This window comes from Phenylobacterium koreense (assembly GCF_040545335.1).
GTDB classification, from domain to species: Bacteria; Pseudomonadota; Alphaproteobacteria; order Caulobacterales; family Caulobacteraceae; genus Phenylobacterium; species Phenylobacterium koreense.
In genome coordinates this window covers 1,320,473-1,335,431 of sequence record NZ_JBEPLU010000001.1, presented here as the reverse complement: position 1 = coordinate 1,335,431, position 14,959 = coordinate 1,320,473, and the positions used below count along the sequence as shown (strand labels likewise).

The window sequence follows — 14,959 nt, the reverse complement described above, 5'->3', positions numbered from 1 at the left end:
GGCCATGGAAGCCCGTGTGAAGACCTTCTTCGAGCGATACGAAAGCGTCTTCAACCGGGCGCTTGGCGGCGACCTGGGCATGGACGAGGTCGCCTCCCTCTACGCCTCCGCGTTCATCGCCGCCTCGCCCATGGGCGTGATGACCGGCAAGAACGACGACCAGCTCAAGCAGGTGATGGCCCAGGGCTATGAGCGCTATCGGGCGATCGGCACGAAGGCGATGCGGGTCCGCGACGTCCGCATCTCGCCGATCGACGACCTTCACTGCGTCGCCCACGTCGCCTGGACCGCGACCTACGCCCAGCGGGGCCGGCCGGAGGTGAAGATCGACTTCGATGTCCACTACCTGATCCAGGCCCTGGACGGCGATCCGAAGGTGTTCGGCTGGGTCTCGGGCGACGAAGAGGCGCTGCTGCGCCAGCATGGCCTGGCCTGACAGCGTCACGGCGGGCTGACACGGCGCGTCCCATCGCCTAATCGTCCTCGCAACCACAGCTTACGGGGACGACGACATGCAGAGCTTCCAGCCGCCGCGGCGCATCCTGATGGGGCCGGGCCCGTCCGACGTGACCCCGCGCGTGCTCGCCGCCATGGCCCGCCCGACCATCGGCCACCTCGATCCGCAGTTTCAGGAGCTGATGGAAGAGATCAAGGCGGCGCTCGCCCGGCTGTTCAACGCTCCCGACCACGCCTGCGTGCCGCTGCCGGCGCCCGGCACCGCCGGCATGGAAGCGGCGATCATGAACCTGCTGGAGCCCGGCGAGCGGGCGGTCATCGCCATCAACGGCGCCTTCGGCGGCCGCATGGCCGACATGGCCGACCGGGCCGGCGCCGAGGTGGTCAAGCTCGAGTTCGAATGGGGCAAGCCGGTCGACCCGGCCGTGGTCGAGGAGGCGCTGGCCGCCGCCCCGACCAAGGTCCTGGCCTTCGTCCACGCCGAAACCTCCACCGGCGCGCGCTCGGACGCGGCCACCCTCTGCGGCCTGGCCCGCAAGCATGGCGCGCTCTCGATCGTCGACTGCGTGACCTCGCTGGGCGGGATCACCGTGGACGTCGCCGCCTGGGACGCCGACGCGGTCTATTCCGGCACGCAGAAGTGTCTCTCGGCCCCTCCGGGCCTGGCTCCCATCGCGCTCTCGAAGCGGGCGCAGGCCGCGATCGCCGGCCGCAAGACCAAGGTCCGCAACTGGCTCTGCGACTTCAACCTGCTGATGAGCTATTGGGGCGGGGAGGGCGGCCGCACCTATCACCACACCGCCCCGATCAACGCCCTCTATGGCCTGCACGAAAGCCTGGTCGCCCTGTTCGAGGAAGGCCAGCAGGCGGCGCTCGTGCGCCACGCCCGCACCCATGAGGCCCTGGCCGCCGGGATCGAGGCCCTCGGCCTGAAGTTCCTGGTCGATGCCAAGGATCGCCTGCCGCAGCTCAACGCCGTTATCGTTCCGGAGGGCGTCGACGAGGCTGCGGTGCGCGCCTACGTCCTTGACAAGTGGGACCTCGAACTTGGCGCCGGCCTCGGCCCGCTGAAGGGCAAGGTCTGGCGCATCGGCCTGATGGGCGCCTCGGCCACCCCCTGGCACGTCCGCCTCTGCCTGAACGCCCTAGCCGAAGCCCTCGCCGCTCAAGGCTTCAAGGCCGACGGCGCCACCGCCCTCGCCGCCGCCGAACAAAAACTCGCGGCCTGAAACTCTCCCTCCCCCGGTAGGGGAGGTGGCGCGCGAATGCGCGACGGAGGGGGCCGCCGCCAGGCGGTCCCACCTCTCCGAACCATCCCCCGGCCTGACGCGACGTGACCCCGCCGCGCGCCCATTTTCCCCCTCCCCAGGCTCGCCGCGAGGCGTAACCTCCAGCCAAGGCCGCCGGCAGTGCGGCCGGTTCGGGAGGTCAGGTTGAGCACAGTCGAAGCCGCCGGTTCGGCCGCCGAGGTCATGGGCGATGGCCGGCTCCGGCGCGGGGGCGTGGCCTGGGCGCTCTTCGAGGGGGCGCGCAATCCCTATGTGATCCTGATCACCATCTACATCTTCATGCCCTATGTCGCGGGCGTGATGATCGGCGATCCGGTGCGTGGGCAGGAGATCATCTCCCGCTGGAGCCAGTACGCCGGCTGGCTGGTCATGGCGACCGCGCCGCTGCTCGGCGCCTCCATCGACCAGCTCGGTCCCCGCAAGAAGTGGCTGGCCCTGATCGTCGCGCTGATGGTCCCGATGATGGCCGCCCTCTGGTGGGCCAGGCCGGAGGGCGACGGGCTGTCGGTCACCACCGTGATGATCCTGGTCACCGCCATCGGCCTGCTCTTCGCCTTCAGCGAGGTGCTGCACAATTCGCTGCTGATCCGCGCGGCGGGGCTCACCGGCGCGCACAAGGCTTCGGGCCTGGCCCTGGCGCTGGGCAATCTCACCGCCGTCATCGCCCTGGCCTTCACCGCCTGGGCCTTCGCCCTGCCGGGCAAGGTGGACTGGGGCTTCGTGCCTCACGCCCCGCTGTTCGGCCTCGACCCGGCCGCGCACGAGCCCGAGCGCGTCGTCGCCCTGATGGCCGCGGCGATCTTCGCCCTTGGCGCCCTGCCGCTGTTCCTCTTCACGCCCGACGCGCCCAGGACCGGCGTGCCGACCCTCGCCGCCTTCCGCAACGGCGCGGTCCAGCTTGTGCGGATGGTGGCCACGGTGCGCCGCTACAAGGACGCGGCGATCTATCTGGTCAGCCGCATGTTCTACGTCGACGGCATGAACGCGATCCTCATCTACGCCGGGCTCTACGCCATCGGGGTGATGAAGTGGGGCGCGCTGGAGATGCTGATCTACGGCATCATCCTCTCCATCCTCGCGGTCATCGGCGGCTTCGTCGCCCGCTGGCTGGACTCCGGCCTCGGCCCCAAGGGCGCGGTGCGGGTGGAGATCTTCATGTCCCTGCTGGGCATCATCGCCATGCTGGGCATGGCGCCTGACCGCATCCTCTATTTCTGGGCCTATGATCCGGCCGCCCATGCGCCGATGTGGAACGGGCCGGTGTTCCGCACGCTGCCGGAGTGGATCTTCATCCTGATCGGCTTCTCCAACGCGGTGTTCATCACCGCCCAGTACGCCTCCAGCCGCACCATGCTGACCCGCGTGACCCCGCCCGACCAGACCGGCGCCTTCTTCGGGGTCTATGCGCTGTCGGGCGTCGCCACCGGCTGGCTCGGGCCGATGATGGTCAACTGGGGCACCAAGCTCACCCAGAGCCAGCAGGGCGGCTTCGCCACCGTCACCCTGCTGCTGCTGATCGGCTTCGTCGGCCTGCTGTTCGTCCGCGGGGGCGGGCGCCAGATCGGCTGAGGTCAGTCGATCAGCGGGATCGCCACGCCGGTGCGCGGCCGCAGGTCCATCTTGTGCTTGAAGGTGAAGGCCTGCGGCAGGACCTTCTGGAACGGAGTCCTGAACACATAGACCGTCTCCGCCCGCACCAGGGCCGAGTTGGGCTCCAGCAGCTTGGGATCGATGTCGGAGAGGTCGGCCGGATCGATTGTCCCCCGGTCCTGGGTCCACTTCTCGGTGGCGACGCCATTGGCGTCGATTTCGATGCTGGTCACGCGGATCGAGAGGCCGTCCGTGGTGAACGGGGTCAGCACCGCCGTGCCGGCGTCGAAGATGTCCTCCACGTCGGCCGACCGCACCTGCGCCTGCTGGGTCAGCAGGTCTCCGACCGCCGTGGTCAGGTAGCCGGCGCGGCGGTTGGCCAGCACCGCCTGACTGGTCTCGACCATGCCGAAATAGAGCAGCAGCAGGATCGGCAGGATCAGGGCGAACTCCACCACCGCCACCCCGCGCTTGTCGCCAATGAAGCGCCTCATCAGCAGTCGTCTCCCACCGGCCGCAGGGCGGCGTCGAAGGGCTCGTTGCGGAACAGTCGGGTGGACATCAGCAGCCGCCCGCCGCTGTAGTTCTCGAAGATCGGCTGCATCAGCGGGGTGAAGATCGGCCAGCGGAAATAGGTCTTCACCAGCACGATGTCGCCGGGATTGCCCACCGACCAGCACAGGGTGTTGCTCTCGAAGTCCTGGGTGTCGCGCGGCTGCGGCGCCGCGGCGCTGGCGAAGGTCGCGAAGGTCTGCGCCTCCACATAGAGGCGGTTGGTGTTCGGATGCTCCGGATCGATCGGCCCGTCCCCCGTGCAGGCCGGCTGCAGCCAGCTCATGTTGCGGCAGACCAGGCCCGCGAAATCCGCCTCGGTGACCGCCCCGCTCTTCTGGAAGACGCCGGTCCTGATGTTGCGCGCGGCGAAGTCGGTGGCGGTGTCCAGGGTCGCGGTGACCAGCAGGATCAGGCAGAGCTCCAGGATCCCGAACATCAGCAGCATCAAGGGGATGCTGATCAGGGCGAACTCCACCGCCGTCGCGCCGCGGCGGTCGCAGGCGAACTGGCGCAGGGCCGAACCGGGTTTTGAGGCACGACGCAGCATGACGCCTCCGAGCTTGGAGGCCAGCCTAGGGCGTCACGGCTAAGCTCGGATTTATGCTTATGGCTAACGCGGCGTGTCGCCGCCGTCGGTCGGGGCGCGATCGGCCGTGGGTGCGGCGCCGTCCGCCCGCTCGCAGCGCGTGGCGCAGGCATAGTCCGCCGACTTCGCGCCGCGGATCACCGTCACATTGCCGGTCGGCGCGGCCACCACCACCTGCCGGTTCATCACCGTGCGGCCGAGCTGGTCGATGACCACGATGTTGGTGACCCCATAGCCCTTGCCCAGGATCACCGCCTTGCCGGAGTCGAGCACGTTGACGTCGGCGATGGCCGGATTGCCGATCAGCACGTCCCGCGTTCCCCGCGGCAGGTTGATCGGAACGCTCTGATTGATCGGCGCCATCAGGGCCGGGGCGGCCTGGGCGGCGCCCGAAGCCAGGGTCAAAGCGGCGAAGATGGCTAACGGCAGGCGGCGCATGCGGCGGATTCCGGCTGGCTCTCGACGCCGGCAGGGTGGGGCGGAATGGTCAATAAAGCCTGAATTGCCGCAAATGCCGGACGCGCGAGTCCTTGCGGGACAAGGGGGAATCGCTCGCGCCAGCTCCTCGTGGTTAACCAATATTTATAGTAAATGTCTGTCAATCATAGGTATAGATTTGTTTATACATGACTATTTACTGCCGATTAAGCCAAGCTTCGCCATAGTTCGCCCTGCGTTTCGGGGTGCGCAGACCAGCAGGTTTGAGGCCTCAACAGTCTGCTCGCCAACAAAGGAGATCGAGCTATGTCGAAGTTCGTTTCGCGTTTTCTCAAAGATGAATCCGGCGCCACCGCCATCGAATACGGCCTGATCGCCGCCCTGATCGCGGTGGTCATCATTGCGGTTCTGACCACGGTCGGTACGGGCCTGCAGGCCAAGTTCCAAAAGGTCTCGGACGAGCTGAACAAGGCCACTTAAGTTCCAGGTCGGCCGCGACGCCCTACTCGTCGCGGCCGATCGTTTCTGAGGGCGCCATGAGAGTTTGTCTCAAGAACTTGCTGAAAGAGCGCAGCGGCACGACCGCGATCGAATATGCGCTCATCGCCAGCCTGATCGCCATGGTGATGCTTCCCGCGATCGGGCCGATCACCGACGCCCTCGTCGGCGTGTTCCAGCAGCTCTCCACGGCCGCGCCGCAACCCTAGACGGACCATCGACAAGCAGACGCGCCGCATCTGCTTCTCAACGCTCCGCCAAATCCAGGCGACCACCTGTTCGGAACTCCCGATGGCCTCGGTTCTCCAGTTCGCGCTGCTGATGATCTTCCCGGCCATGGTCGTGGTCGGGGCCTTGCGCGACCTGACCAGCTTCACCATCCCGAACTGGATCTCCGCCGTCCTGATCCTCGGCTTTCTGCCCGCGGCCCTCGCCGGGGGCGTCAGCTTGGAGGCGTTCGGCGGCCATCTCCTCGTCGGCTTCCTGGCCCTCGTGGCCGGCATGGGCATGTTCGCCCTGCGCTGGATCGGGGGAGGGGACGCCAAGCTGTTCGCCGCCGCAGCCCTCTGGCTCGGCCCGGCGGCGGTCCTGCCCTATGTCCTCTTCACGGCCTGCGCCGGCGGCGCCCTGGCCATGGCGCTGCTCAGCCTGCGCTCGCCGCTTTTCCGGCCCTATGTCATGGCCGGCCCGGCCTGGTTCGGCCGGCTCGCCGATCCGGGCGAGAACGTGCCCTATGGCGTGGCCATCGCGGCCGGCGCCCTCTTCGCCTTCCCGGCCAGCGCCCTCATGCAGGCCTGGGGCGGGCTCGCCGGTATCTAGCTTGGCTTTAGAGCGCGTTAACCATGGCGCCTGCACATAACCCCAGGGGGCAAAAGGCCGGCCGAACGAATCAAGGGCGCCTGCGGACGGCAGGCGCGCCGAGCGACACGCCCTAATGCGGAGCGCCGAGTAAGCGAACATGAGCCCGGCCCGTATCGCCATTCTCGTCGTCGCCGCGGTCGCCGCGCTCGGGCTCGCCTTCATCGTCAAGGGCATGGTCACGCCCAAGCGCCAGGTGGTGGCCGCGGCCCCCGAAAAAGCGGTCGTCCAGGTGCTGGTGGCCCAGCGCGACCTGCCGGTCGGCACGCGGCTCGCTCCCTCCGACCTCGGCTGGCAGCCCTGGCCCGCCGACGCCCTCAACGCCAACCTGATCACCGACGGAGCCGCGCCGGCCCTCCCGGCCAAGATGCCCGACAAGGCGGTGCAGAAGGCGGTCCGCGTCGCCAACGACATGGTCGCCCCCGGCAATGCGATCCAGGTGTTCGAAGGCGCCATCGTCAAGGAAGCCTTCGCCAAGGGCGAGCCGATGGTCGCTCGCAAGGTGGTCCGCGCCGGCCAGAGCGGCTTCATGGCCGTGGTGCTGACTCCCGGCATGCGCGCCATGTCCGTCCCCATCAACGCCGAGAACGCCGCCGGCGGCTTCATCCTGCCCGGCGACCGGGTGGACGTGCTGCAGAGCCGTAAGTCCTCGGGCGAGCGCGGCCCGGTCACCGAGGTCCTGATGCGCAACGTGCGGGTCCTGGCCATCGACCAGAAGGTCGATCCGGAAAAGGACGCGAAGACCATCGTCGGCGGCGTCGCCACCCTGGAGATTCCCGCCTCCGACATCGAGGTCATCGCCCGCGGCAAGGCCCAGGGCGACCTGCAACTGGCCCTGCGCTCCTATGCCGACATCGGCGGCGGTCCCGGCCGCGGCGTGACCGAGCGGGTCTCGGGGGTCCGCGTCTTCCGGGGCGGCCAAGCGGCGGAGGCCGGCAACCCATGATGACCTTGCGCCGCAAACTGGTCGCGCTCGCCGCCCTGGCGGCCTGCCTCCTCGCGCCCACAGCCGCCCTGGCCCAGGCGGGCGAGGCGCTCGCGCCGGCCATGGCCGCTGGAATGTCCGCCCAGTCGGCAGTGGTCCGGGTCAACCTGGCCGGCGGCGCGGCTAGCCAGACCCTCTCCCTGCCCATGGGCAAGTCGGCCATCGTCGAGCTGCCGGTGGACGCCCGCGACGTTCTGGTGACAAACCCCGCCGTGGCCGACGCCATGCTGCGCTCGCCGCGGCGAATCTTCATCCTCGGCCTGAAGAACGGCTCCACCGACGCGGTGTTCTTCGACTCCGCCGGCCGCCGCATCCTCTCCCTCGACATACGGGTGGACCAGGACCCCAGCGCCGTCGCCCAGACCATCAACCGGGTGCTGCCCGGCGCCCAGGTCCGGGTCGACGCCATGAACGAGAGCCTCATTCTCTCGGGCCAGGTCGCCAACCTCGCCGACGCCGACAAGGCCGTGCAGATCGCCAAGGCCGCGGTCGGCAAGCCCGAGCAGGTCATCAACATGCTCAGCATCGCCGGCAAGGACCAGGTGATGCTGAAGGTCCGTATCGTCGAGATGCAGCGCAACGTCATCAAGCAGCTCGGCTTCAACCTCAACGCCGTCCTCGGCCAGCTCGGCGAAACCCAGTACGTCTGGGGCACGGCGGCCAGTTTCGCCGTCAACGGCGCCTTGCTCGGCGGGGTCACCGGCGGCTGGCAGACCAACACGACCAAGCAGCCGGTCATGCAGTTCCCCTGCACCTTCGACCCGGAGAAGATGTGCGACGTCGTGGTACGCAGCGCCGACCAGGCCTCGAACTGGGACACCGCGACCATCAAGGACACGGCGGGCAGTCCGGGGCTCAACAAGGGCGAGGCGACGCTGAAGGCCTTCGAACGGGTCGGCCTGGTGCGCACCCTGGCCGAGCCGAACCTCTCGGCCATTTCAGGAGAGTCCGCCAGGTTCCTGGCCGGCGGCGAATTCCCGATCCCGGTCGCCCAGGACAACGACAGGGGCGTCACCGTCAGCTTCAAGCCCTTCGGCGTGGGCCTGGCCTTCACGCCGGTGGTGCTCTCCAGCGGCCGCATCTCGCTGAAGGTCTCGACCGAGGTCTCAGAACTCACCAGCCAGGGCGCCTTCTCCCTGGTGTCGGACGCCACCAACGCGCGCCTGACCATCCCGGCCCTGACCGTTCGCCGCGCCGAGACAGTGGTCGAACTCCCCTCCGGCGGCGCCATGATGATCGCCGGCCTGTTGCAGGAGAACACCAAGCAGAACCTGGACGCCTTGCCCGGCGTCACTACCCTGCCGGTGCTGGGCAGCCTCTTCCGCTCGCGTGACTACCTGGCCGGCGAGACCGAACTGGTCATCATCATCACCCCCTACATCGTCGAGGCGACATCGCCCGATCGCCTGCAGACGCCGGTGGACGGCCTGCGCGTGGCCGACGACGTCTCGACCCTGCTGCTGGGCGAACTCACCCGAGCCTACAAAGCCACGCCGCCGGCCAATGGCGGGCGCACCTACCAGGGGCCATACGGCTACGTGATCGAATGAACGCATCCCGTATTCTGATCCCCGTCCTCGCCAGCGCCGCCCTGGCGGCCTGTTCGGCGGCGCCCACGGCGACCTCCGGGCCGGCGGCTCTGGCCCGCACGCCCACCGAGCTCTGGTCCAATCGCGTGGCCGTGCAGCCGGACGAGATCCGCCTTGCCATCCACGCCGACGGCCTCTCATTGACCCAGGCCCAGGCGATCGGGGTCTTCGTCGCCGACTGGCGCGCCTCGGGCGGTGGGCAGATCACCCTTCACGCGCCCCTCGGCGGCGCCGATCCCGCTGCGGTCGGCAAGACCAGCGACGGGGTCCGCCTGCAGCTTTCGGGCGGCGGCGTGCCGGCCTCGCAGATCACCCTGGCCAGCTACGACGCCGGCGGCGACCCGCTCGCCCCCCTGATCGTCGGCCGCCAGCGCTATCGGGTGGATGTCCCGCGCTGCGGCCAGGAGTGGACCAACATCGCCCACTCGGCGAACAACGAGGTCCAGCCCAACTTCGGCTGCGCCGTCACCGCCAATCTGGCGGCCCAGGTGACCGATCCCCGCGACCTGCTGGCGCCGGCCCAGGTCACGCCCGCCGACGCCCAGCGTCGTGGCGTGGTGCTCGGCAAGTACCGCCTGGGCGAGAAGACCGGCTCGGCCAAGGAAGAGAGCTCCACCCGAATCTCGGACGTGGTCAAATGATCAAGCCGCAGGAAGGCCGCGATCCCTTCGACCTGGAGTTCGAGGCGGACGACGACTTCGGTCCGCCGCCGCCTGCGGCCGTCCTGCCCGAGGTCTCGCCCGAGCCTTCGCCTGAACGGTCGGCTGAGCCTGAGCCGCCGCCCATCGCCCAGGAGGCCACGCCGGCGCCGGAAGCCGCGCCCGCGACGCCCAACCCGGTCCACGAGATCATCGCCGGCGCCGAGGCCGCCTTCGGCGAGCCGGTCCTGCCGCGCATCTCCGTCCACTTCTTCTGCGCCTCTGGCGAAACCGCCGAGTTCGCCGAGCGCGCCGCCGCCGACCGGCGCATGGAGCGCGGCTCCATGCGCGTTCGCACCGGCGGGCTGCCGGCCGCCCTGGCCGCCTATCGGAGCGAGCCGACCCCGTCCCTGTTGATGGTCGAAAGCCTCGAGCCGGCGCCGGTGCTGCTCGATCAGCTCGACCGTCTGGCCGAGGTCTGCGACCCCGGCACCAAGGTCGTGGTCATCGGCACCGCCAACGACATTGCCCTCTATCGCGAGCTGATGCGCCGCGGGGTCTCGGACTATCTGGTGCCGCCGATGAGCGCGCTCCTGCTGGTGCGTACCGCCACCGGCCTCTACGCCGACCCCTCTGCGCCGTTCATAGGCCGCCAGGTGGCCTTCTGCGGCGCCAAGGGCGGGGCAGGGGCCTCGACCATCGCCCACAACGTCGCCCACGCCATCACCGAGCGACTGCAGACCGGCGCCGTGCTGGTTGACCTCGACCTCGCCTTCGGCACCGCCGGGCTCGACTTCAACCAGGACCCGGTTCACGGCGTCGTCGACGCCCTCTCCCAGCCAGACCGCCTCGATCCGGTGCTGATGGACCGGATGATGGTCCGCTGCACCGACCGTCTTTCGCTCTTCGCCGCTCCGGCCAGTCTCGACGGCGACTACGATATCGCCACCGAGGCCTTCGAGGAGGTCACCCAGAAGATCCGCGCCGCCGCGCCCTTCGTCGTCCTCGACCTGCCGCACGTCTGGACCGCCTGGAAGCGCAAGGTCCTGCTCTCCTCGGATGACGTGGTGATCGTCGCTACGCCCGACCTCGCCTCGCTGCGCAACGCCAAGAACATGATCGACCTGGTCCGCCGCGCGCGGCCCAACGACGCCCCGCCGCGGCTGGTGCTCAACCAGGTCGGCGTCCCCGGGCGCCCGGAGATCCCGGTGAAGGACTTCGGCGAGGCGCTGGACCTCGAACCGGCGCTCTGCCTGCCCTTCGATCCCAAGCTGTTCGGCCTGGCGGCCAACAACGGCCAGATGATCTCCGAGGTCGGGCCCAAGTCCCGCTCGGCCGAGGGCATCGAGCATCTGGCCCAGCAGATCGCCCGGCGCGAGCCGCCCGTCGTCCGCAAGGCCTCGCTGCTCTCCGGCCTCTTCAAGAAGAAGTAGATGTTCGGCAAGCGCCCCACCGCCGCCGTCGCGGCCGCGCCGCGCCCAGCCCCGCCTCCAGGCGCGGAGCCGGCGGCCGCTGCGCGCAAGCCGGCGGCCCAGGCGCCTTCTCCGGCCCCGGCCCAGCCGAAACCTGCCGCGGCCGCCAAGCCCGCGACCCAGGTTGTCCGTGAGCAGAGCGAATACTACCACGCCACCAAGACCACGATCTTCAACGCCCTGCTCAACACCATCGACCTGGCGCAGCTCGCCCAGCTCGATCCCCGCCACGCGGCCGAGGAGATCCGCGACATCGTCGCCGAGTTGGTGGCGATCAAGAACGTTTCGATGTCGGTGGCCGAGCAGGACACCCTCGTCCAGGACATCATCAACGACGTCCTCGGCTATGGCCCGCTGGAGCCGCTGCTGGCCCGCGACGACATCGCCGACATCATGGTCAACGGCGCCGGCCGGGTGTTCATCGAGGTCGGCGGCAAGGTCCAGCTCACCAATGTCCGCTTCCGCGACAATGTTCAGCTCATGAACATCTGCCAGCGGATCGTCAGCCAGGTCGGCCGCCGCGTCGATGAAAGCTCGCCCATCTGCGACGCGCGCCTTCCCGACGGCAGCCGCGTCAACGTCATCGCCCCGCCGCTGGCGCTCGACGGGCCAACCCTGACCATCCGGAAGTTCCGCAAGGACAAGCTGACCATGAAGAACCTGGTGGAGTTCGGCTCCATCAGTCCGGAAGGCGCGCGGGTCCTGGGCGTCATCGGCGCCTGCCGATGCAACGTGGTCATTTCGGGCGGAACCGGCTCGGGCAAGACCACCCTGCTCAACACCCTGACCGCCTTCATCGACCCCACCGAGCGCGTGATCACCTGCGAGGACGCCGCCGAGCTGCAGCTTCAGCAGCCCCACGTCGTCCGCCTGGAGACCCGCCCGCCCAACCTCGAGGGACAGGGCCAGATCACCATGCGCGACCTGGTCCGCAACTGCCTGCGGATGCGTCCCGAACGGATCATCGTCGGCGAAGTCCGCGGCGCCGAGGCCTTCGACCTGCTGCAGGCCATGAACACCGGCCACGACGGCTCAATGGGCACCCTGCACGCCAACAGCCCGCGCGAGGCGATCAGCCGCCTGGAGTCGATGATCACCATGGGCGGCTACGGCCTGCCCTCGCGCACCATCCGCGAGATGATCGTCGGCTCGGTGGACCTCATCGTCCAGGCCGCGCGCCTGCGCGACGGCTCGCGCCGCATCACCCACATCACCGAGGTCGTCGGCCTGGAAGGCGACGTCATCGTCACCCAGGACCTCTTCGTCTACGAGATCAGCGGCGACGACGAGCAGGGCAGGGTGCTCGGCCGCCATCGCTCCACCGGCATCGGCCGTCCGCGCTTCTGGGACCGAGCCCGCTATTACGGCCTGGAGCGCGAGCTCGCCGAAGCGCTCGACGCGGCGGAATAGGCGATGCTGCTGCCCCTGCTCGCCGCCTTCCTCGGTTTCGTGGTGGTCGCCGGCCTCGGCTTTGCCCTGGCCGGGCCGTCCTCGACCGCCAGCGCCAAGACCCTCAAGCGCGCCCAGTCCGTCACCGGCCGCGATGCCGCGCGCGAGGCGGTGCGCCGCCCCGGCGGGGCCCAGGAACAGCGCCGCAAGCAGATCGTCCAGACCCTCAAGGAGCAGGACCGCGCGCAGAAGAAGGCGCGCCTCAGCATCGCCGCGCGCCTCAAGCAGGCCGGGCTGGAGATCTCCGTCACCGTCTTCTGGATCGCCAGCGCCGGCCTCGCCGTGGTCGCCTTCCTGATCGCCCTGGTCCTGCGCCAGCCGCCGCTGATCGGGATTGGCCTGGCCTTCGCCGCGGGTCTTGGCCTGCCGCGCTGGGTGCTCGGCTTCCTCACCGCCGGGCGGGTCAAGAAGTTCACCGCCGCCTTCCCCGACGCCCTCGACATCGTGGTGCGCGGCATCAAGTCCGGCCTGCCGGTCCACGACAGCCTGCGGGTCATCGCCAAGGAGTCGCCCGAGCCGCTGGCCGGCCAGTTCAACCGCCTGGTGGAAAGCGTCGGCATGGGCATGAGCATGGACCAGGCCCTCGAGAAGATGCACGCCGAGATGCCGACCTCCGAGGTCCGCTTCTTGGCCATCGTGCTCGGCATCCAGGCCAAGACCGGCGGCAACCTCGCCGAGGCCCTGGGCAACCTCTCCAGCGTCATCCGCGCCCGCAAGCTGATGCGCGAGAAGGTCAAGGCCCTGGCCGCCGAGGCCGTCGCCTCGGCCTCGATCATCGGCTCCCTGCCGCCGCTCGTCGCGCTCCTGCTGTTCATCACCGCGCCGGACTATGTGCGCCTGCTGTTCACCGATCCCCGCGGCCACATCCTGCTCGGCATCGGCGCGGTCTGGATGACCTGCGGCATCCTCGCCATGCGCAAGATGATCAACTTCAAGCTCTAGGGATCGGCCGTGATCGAGACGCTCACCAATCCCGAGAACCTGGTCGCCGCCTTCGTGGCCCTGGTGGCCTTTGCCACCATCGTCACCATCGCCTTGCCGATGCTGAACCGCAGCAATCTGGAGAACCGGCTGAAGTCGGTGTCCAGCCGCCGCGAGGAGCTGCGCCGCAAGTCCCGCGCCGCCCTGGCCAAGGGCGGCCAGAGCGGCCTGCGTCATGTGGACGAGGGGCTCTACAAGAACGTCGTCGACCGCCTCCAGCTCTCGCGCCTGCTGGAAGACCCGCAAGTCGTCGAAAAGCTCGCCCAGGCCGGCTATCGCGGCCCGCGGCCGGTGACCACCTTCTACTTCTTCCGCTTCGTCCTGCCCTTCGTCTTCGCAGCCCTCGTCGGCGGCTATCTCTTCCTGGCCAACGACTTCGGCCTGCCGCCGATGATGCGGCTGGCGCTGACGGTGGGGGCGCTGACCGCCGGCTACTACGCGCCCAACGTCTTCATCACCAACATGGCCCAGAAGCGCCGCGAGTCGATCGTCGGCGCCTTCCCCGACGCCCTCGACCTGCTGCTGATCTGCGTCGAGAGCGGCATGTCCATCGAGGCCGCCGTCCAGAAGGTCAGCCAGGAGATCGGCGGGACCTCCATCGAGCTGGCCGAGGAGCTCTCCCTCCTGGCCGCCGAGGTCTCCTACCTGCCCGAGCGACGCCTGGCCTATGAGGGCCTGGCCCGCCGCACCAACCATCCGGGCATCAAGTCGGTGACCACCGCGATGATCCAGGCCGAGCGCTACGGCACCCCGCTGGGAACGGCCCTGCGGGTCATGGCCAAGGAGAACCGCGACATGCGCCTCTCGGCCGCCGAGAAGAAGGCCGCCCAGCTCCCGGCCAAGCTGACCGTGCCGATGATCGTCTTCTTCCTGCCGGTCCTCTTCATCGTCATCCTCGGCCCCGCCGCCCTGCGGGTGAAGGACATGCTCGGCGCCGGTTAGGCCTTCGGCCCATAGCCGAGATAGGCCCGCGACAGCTTCACCAGCTCGTCCTCGAACTCCTGGCACAGCAGGAAGTCCGCGCCCTCCAGCACGGCCGCCCGCATCGCCCCCTGCACCGCCCGCGACAGCACGAAGCCGGCGATCGGCGACAGCGCCTTGCCAGCCGCGTCCGTGAACGAGGTCTCCACCGGCCCGAACCCCTCGGCCAGCTTGCGATGGTCGGCGTGGGCCAGCATCGCCATCATCGCGATCTGCCGCGCCCGCGTGCGTCCCTGGAAAGCGCGCAGGAAGGCCCGGATCACCGCCCGGTCGCGCGCCAGGCCCTCGGTCTCGCCGGCCATCGCCTGCGCCACCACCTTGCGGAAGGCCACGGTTTCGCGCATCCCCATGGCCTTCAGGATGGCCAGCTTGTCGGGGAAGTAGCGATAGAGCGTGCCGATGCTGACGCCGGCCCGCTCGGCCACCGCATTGGTGTTGAACCCGGCCTCGCCGTCGCGCTCCAGAACCTGAGTTGCGGCGTCCAGGATGAAGTCCACCGACGCCCGCGCCCGCTTCTGCCGCGGGGCTTGGCGAATATTATCAGCCTCTTCCATCCTGCTTCCCGCCGCAGCTCCCGCCTGGGAGAAGTCGAAT

At 69.1% G+C, this 14,959-nt stretch carries 17 protein-coding genes; 13 read left to right on the top strand and 4 right to left on the bottom strand.

What is annotated here, in order from left to right; genetic code table 11:
- Positions 1 to 4: 4 nt before the first annotated feature.
- The 3 genes from ABID41_RS06670 (at position 5) to ABID41_RS06660 (ending at position 3,314) form a co-directional block, all read left to right on the top strand.
- Positions 5 to 436 (top strand): nuclear transport factor 2 family protein, encoded by a 432-nt coding sequence (locus ABID41_RS06670; RefSeq protein ID WP_331927887.1) that lies wholly within the window; start codon positions 5 to 7, stop codon positions 434 to 436.
- Positions 437 to 512: 76 nt separating this feature from the next.
- On the top strand, positions 513 to 1,685 hold the full coding sequence (locus tag ABID41_RS06665; RefSeq protein WP_331927889.1) for a pyridoxal-phosphate-dependent aminotransferase family protein: 1,173 nt from the start codon (positions 513 to 515) through the stop codon (positions 1,683 to 1,685).
- 204 nt (positions 1,686 to 1,889) lie between these two features.
- The gene (locus tag ABID41_RS06660) at positions 1,890 to 3,314 is read left to right on the top strand and encodes an MFS transporter (protein ID WP_331927891.1); all 1,425 of its coding nucleotides are present in this window, start codon (positions 1,890 to 1,892) and stop codon (positions 3,312 to 3,314) included.
- Between the two features lie 2 nt (positions 3,315 to 3,316).
- On the opposite strand, the gene ABID41_RS06655 is transcribed toward ABID41_RS06660, so the two are convergent.
- The 3 genes from ABID41_RS06655 to ABID41_RS06645 form a co-directional block, all read right to left on the bottom strand.
- On the bottom strand, positions 3,317 to 3,829 hold the full coding sequence (locus ABID41_RS06655; protein WP_331927893.1) for a TadE/TadG family type IV pilus assembly protein: 513 nt from the start codon (positions 3,827 to 3,829) through the stop codon (positions 3,317 to 3,319).
- Entirely contained in the window at positions 3,829 to 4,437 is a 609-nt protein-coding gene (locus ABID41_RS06650) for a TadE/TadG family type IV pilus assembly protein (RefSeq protein WP_331927895.1), read from the bottom strand. Before ABID41_RS06650 ends, ABID41_RS06655 begins: the two co-directional genes overlap by 1 nt.
- 63 nt (positions 4,438 to 4,500) lie before the next feature.
- The gene (locus tag ABID41_RS06645) at positions 4,501 to 4,914 is read right to left on the bottom strand and encodes a pilus assembly protein N-terminal domain-containing protein (protein WP_354297340.1); all 414 of its coding nucleotides are present in this window, start codon (positions 4,912 to 4,914) and stop codon (positions 4,501 to 4,503) included.
- Positions 4,915 to 5,220: 306 nt separating this feature from the next.
- Here ABID41_RS06645 and ABID41_RS06640 point away from each other — a divergent pair, with 306 nt between their 5' ends.
- The 10 genes from ABID41_RS06640 to ABID41_RS06595 all read left to right on the top strand — a co-directional run bounded on the left by ABID41_RS06640 (position 5,221) and on the right by ABID41_RS06595 (position 14,326).
- Positions 5,221 to 5,394: a Flp family type IVb pilin gene (locus ABID41_RS06640; protein WP_331929725.1), complete on the top strand. Its 174-nt coding sequence runs from the start codon at positions 5,221 to 5,223 to the stop codon at positions 5,392 to 5,394.
- A gap of 56 nt (positions 5,395 to 5,450) precedes the next feature.
- Positions 5,451 to 5,621 (top strand): Flp family type IVb pilin, encoded by a 171-nt coding sequence (locus tag ABID41_RS06635; RefSeq protein WP_331929727.1) that lies wholly within the window; start codon positions 5,451 to 5,453, stop codon positions 5,619 to 5,621.
- An 82-nt stretch (positions 5,622 to 5,703) separates the two neighbouring features.
- Entirely contained in the window at positions 5,704 to 6,231 is a 528-nt protein-coding gene (locus ABID41_RS06630) for an A24 family peptidase (protein ID WP_331929729.1), read from the top strand.
- 139 nt (positions 6,232 to 6,370) lie between these two features.
- Positions 6,371 to 7,216, top strand: coding sequence for a Flp pilus assembly protein CpaB (gene cpaB / locus ABID41_RS06625; RefSeq protein WP_331929731.1), 846 nt, complete (start codon positions 6,371 to 6,373; stop codon positions 7,214 to 7,216).
- Entirely contained in the window at positions 7,213 to 8,805 is a 1,593-nt protein-coding gene (locus ABID41_RS06620) for a type II and III secretion system protein family protein (RefSeq protein ID WP_435529979.1), read from the top strand. The genes cpaB and ABID41_RS06620 overlap by 4 nt, the downstream gene beginning before the upstream one ends.
- A complete protein-coding gene (locus ABID41_RS06615) occupies positions 8,802 to 9,485 on the top strand; it encodes a CpaD family pilus assembly protein (RefSeq protein ID WP_331932580.1) in 684 nt (227 codons plus the stop codon). The genes ABID41_RS06620 and ABID41_RS06615 overlap by 4 nt, the downstream gene beginning before the upstream one ends.
- On the top strand, positions 9,482 to 10,915 hold the full coding sequence (locus tag ABID41_RS06610; RefSeq protein WP_354297339.1) for an AAA family ATPase: 1,434 nt from the start codon (positions 9,482 to 9,484) through the stop codon (positions 10,913 to 10,915). The genes ABID41_RS06615 and ABID41_RS06610 overlap by 4 nt, the downstream gene beginning before the upstream one ends.
- The gene (locus tag ABID41_RS06605) at positions 10,916 to 12,364 is read left to right on the top strand and encodes a CpaF family protein (protein WP_354297338.1); all 1,449 of its coding nucleotides are present in this window, start codon (positions 10,916 to 10,918) and stop codon (positions 12,362 to 12,364) included.
- Between the two features lie 6 nt (positions 12,365 to 12,370).
- The gene (locus tag ABID41_RS06600; RefSeq protein WP_331927805.1) at positions 12,371 to 13,345 is read left to right on the top strand and encodes a type II secretion system F family protein; all 975 of its coding nucleotides are present in this window, start codon (positions 12,371 to 12,373) and stop codon (positions 13,343 to 13,345) included.
- A 9-nt stretch (positions 13,346 to 13,354) separates the two neighbouring features.
- Positions 13,355 to 14,326, top strand: coding sequence for a type II secretion system F family protein (locus ABID41_RS06595; RefSeq protein ID WP_331927801.1), 972 nt, complete (start codon positions 13,355 to 13,357; stop codon positions 14,324 to 14,326).
- On the opposite strand, the gene ABID41_RS06590 is transcribed toward ABID41_RS06595, so the two are convergent.
- On the bottom strand, positions 14,323 to 14,919 hold the full coding sequence (locus ABID41_RS06590) for a TetR/AcrR family transcriptional regulator (protein WP_331927799.1): 597 nt from the start codon (positions 14,917 to 14,919) through the stop codon (positions 14,323 to 14,325). The genes ABID41_RS06595 and ABID41_RS06590 overlap by 4 nt on opposite strands.
- Positions 14,920 to 14,959 lie beyond the last annotated feature (40 nt).

Bases quoted from the DNA above. Each gene is read 5' to 3' on its own strand.
- ABID41_RS06670 (WP_331927887.1), top strand. From the start codon at position 5: ATGGAAGCCCGTGTGAAGACCTTCTTCGAGCGATACGAAAGCGTCTTC.
- ABID41_RS06665 (WP_331927889.1), top strand. From the start codon at position 513: ATGCAGAGCTTCCAGCCGCCGCGGCGCATCCTGATGGGGCCGGGCCCG.
- ABID41_RS06655 (WP_331927893.1), bottom strand. From the start codon at position 3,829: ATGAGGCGCTTCATTGGCGACAAGCGCGGGGTGGCGGTGGTGGAGTTC.
- ABID41_RS06650 (WP_331927895.1), bottom strand. From the start codon at position 4,437: ATGCTGCGTCGTGCCTCAAAACCCGGTTCGGCCCTGCGCCAGTTCGCC.
- ABID41_RS06645 (WP_354297340.1), bottom strand. From the start codon at position 4,914: ATGCGCCGCCTGCCGTTAGCCATCTTCGCCGCTTTGACCCTGGCTTCG.
- ABID41_RS06640 (WP_331929725.1), top strand. From the start codon at position 5,221: ATGTCGAAGTTCGTTTCGCGTTTTCTCAAAGATGAATCCGGCGCCACC.
- ABID41_RS06635 (WP_331929727.1), top strand. From the start codon at position 5,451: ATGAGAGTTTGTCTCAAGAACTTGCTGAAAGAGCGCAGCGGCACGACC.
- ABID41_RS06630 (WP_331929729.1), top strand. From the start codon at position 5,704: ATGGCCTCGGTTCTCCAGTTCGCGCTGCTGATGATCTTCCCGGCCATG.
- cpaB (WP_331929731.1), top strand. From the start codon at position 6,371: ATGAGCCCGGCCCGTATCGCCATTCTCGTCGTCGCCGCGGTCGCCGCG.
- ABID41_RS06620 (WP_435529979.1), top strand. From the start codon at position 7,213: ATGATGACCTTGCGCCGCAAACTGGTCGCGCTCGCCGCCCTGGCGGCC.
- ABID41_RS06615 (WP_331932580.1), top strand. From the start codon at position 8,802: ATGAACGCATCCCGTATTCTGATCCCCGTCCTCGCCAGCGCCGCCCTG.
- ABID41_RS06610 (WP_354297339.1), top strand. From the start codon at position 9,482: ATGATCAAGCCGCAGGAAGGCCGCGATCCCTTCGACCTGGAGTTCGAG.
- ABID41_RS06605 (WP_354297338.1), top strand. From the start codon at position 10,916: ATGTTCGGCAAGCGCCCCACCGCCGCCGTCGCGGCCGCGCCGCGCCCA.
- ABID41_RS06590 (WP_331927799.1), bottom strand. From the start codon at position 14,919: ATGGAAGAGGCTGATAATATTCGCCAAGCCCCGCGGCAGAAGCGGGCG.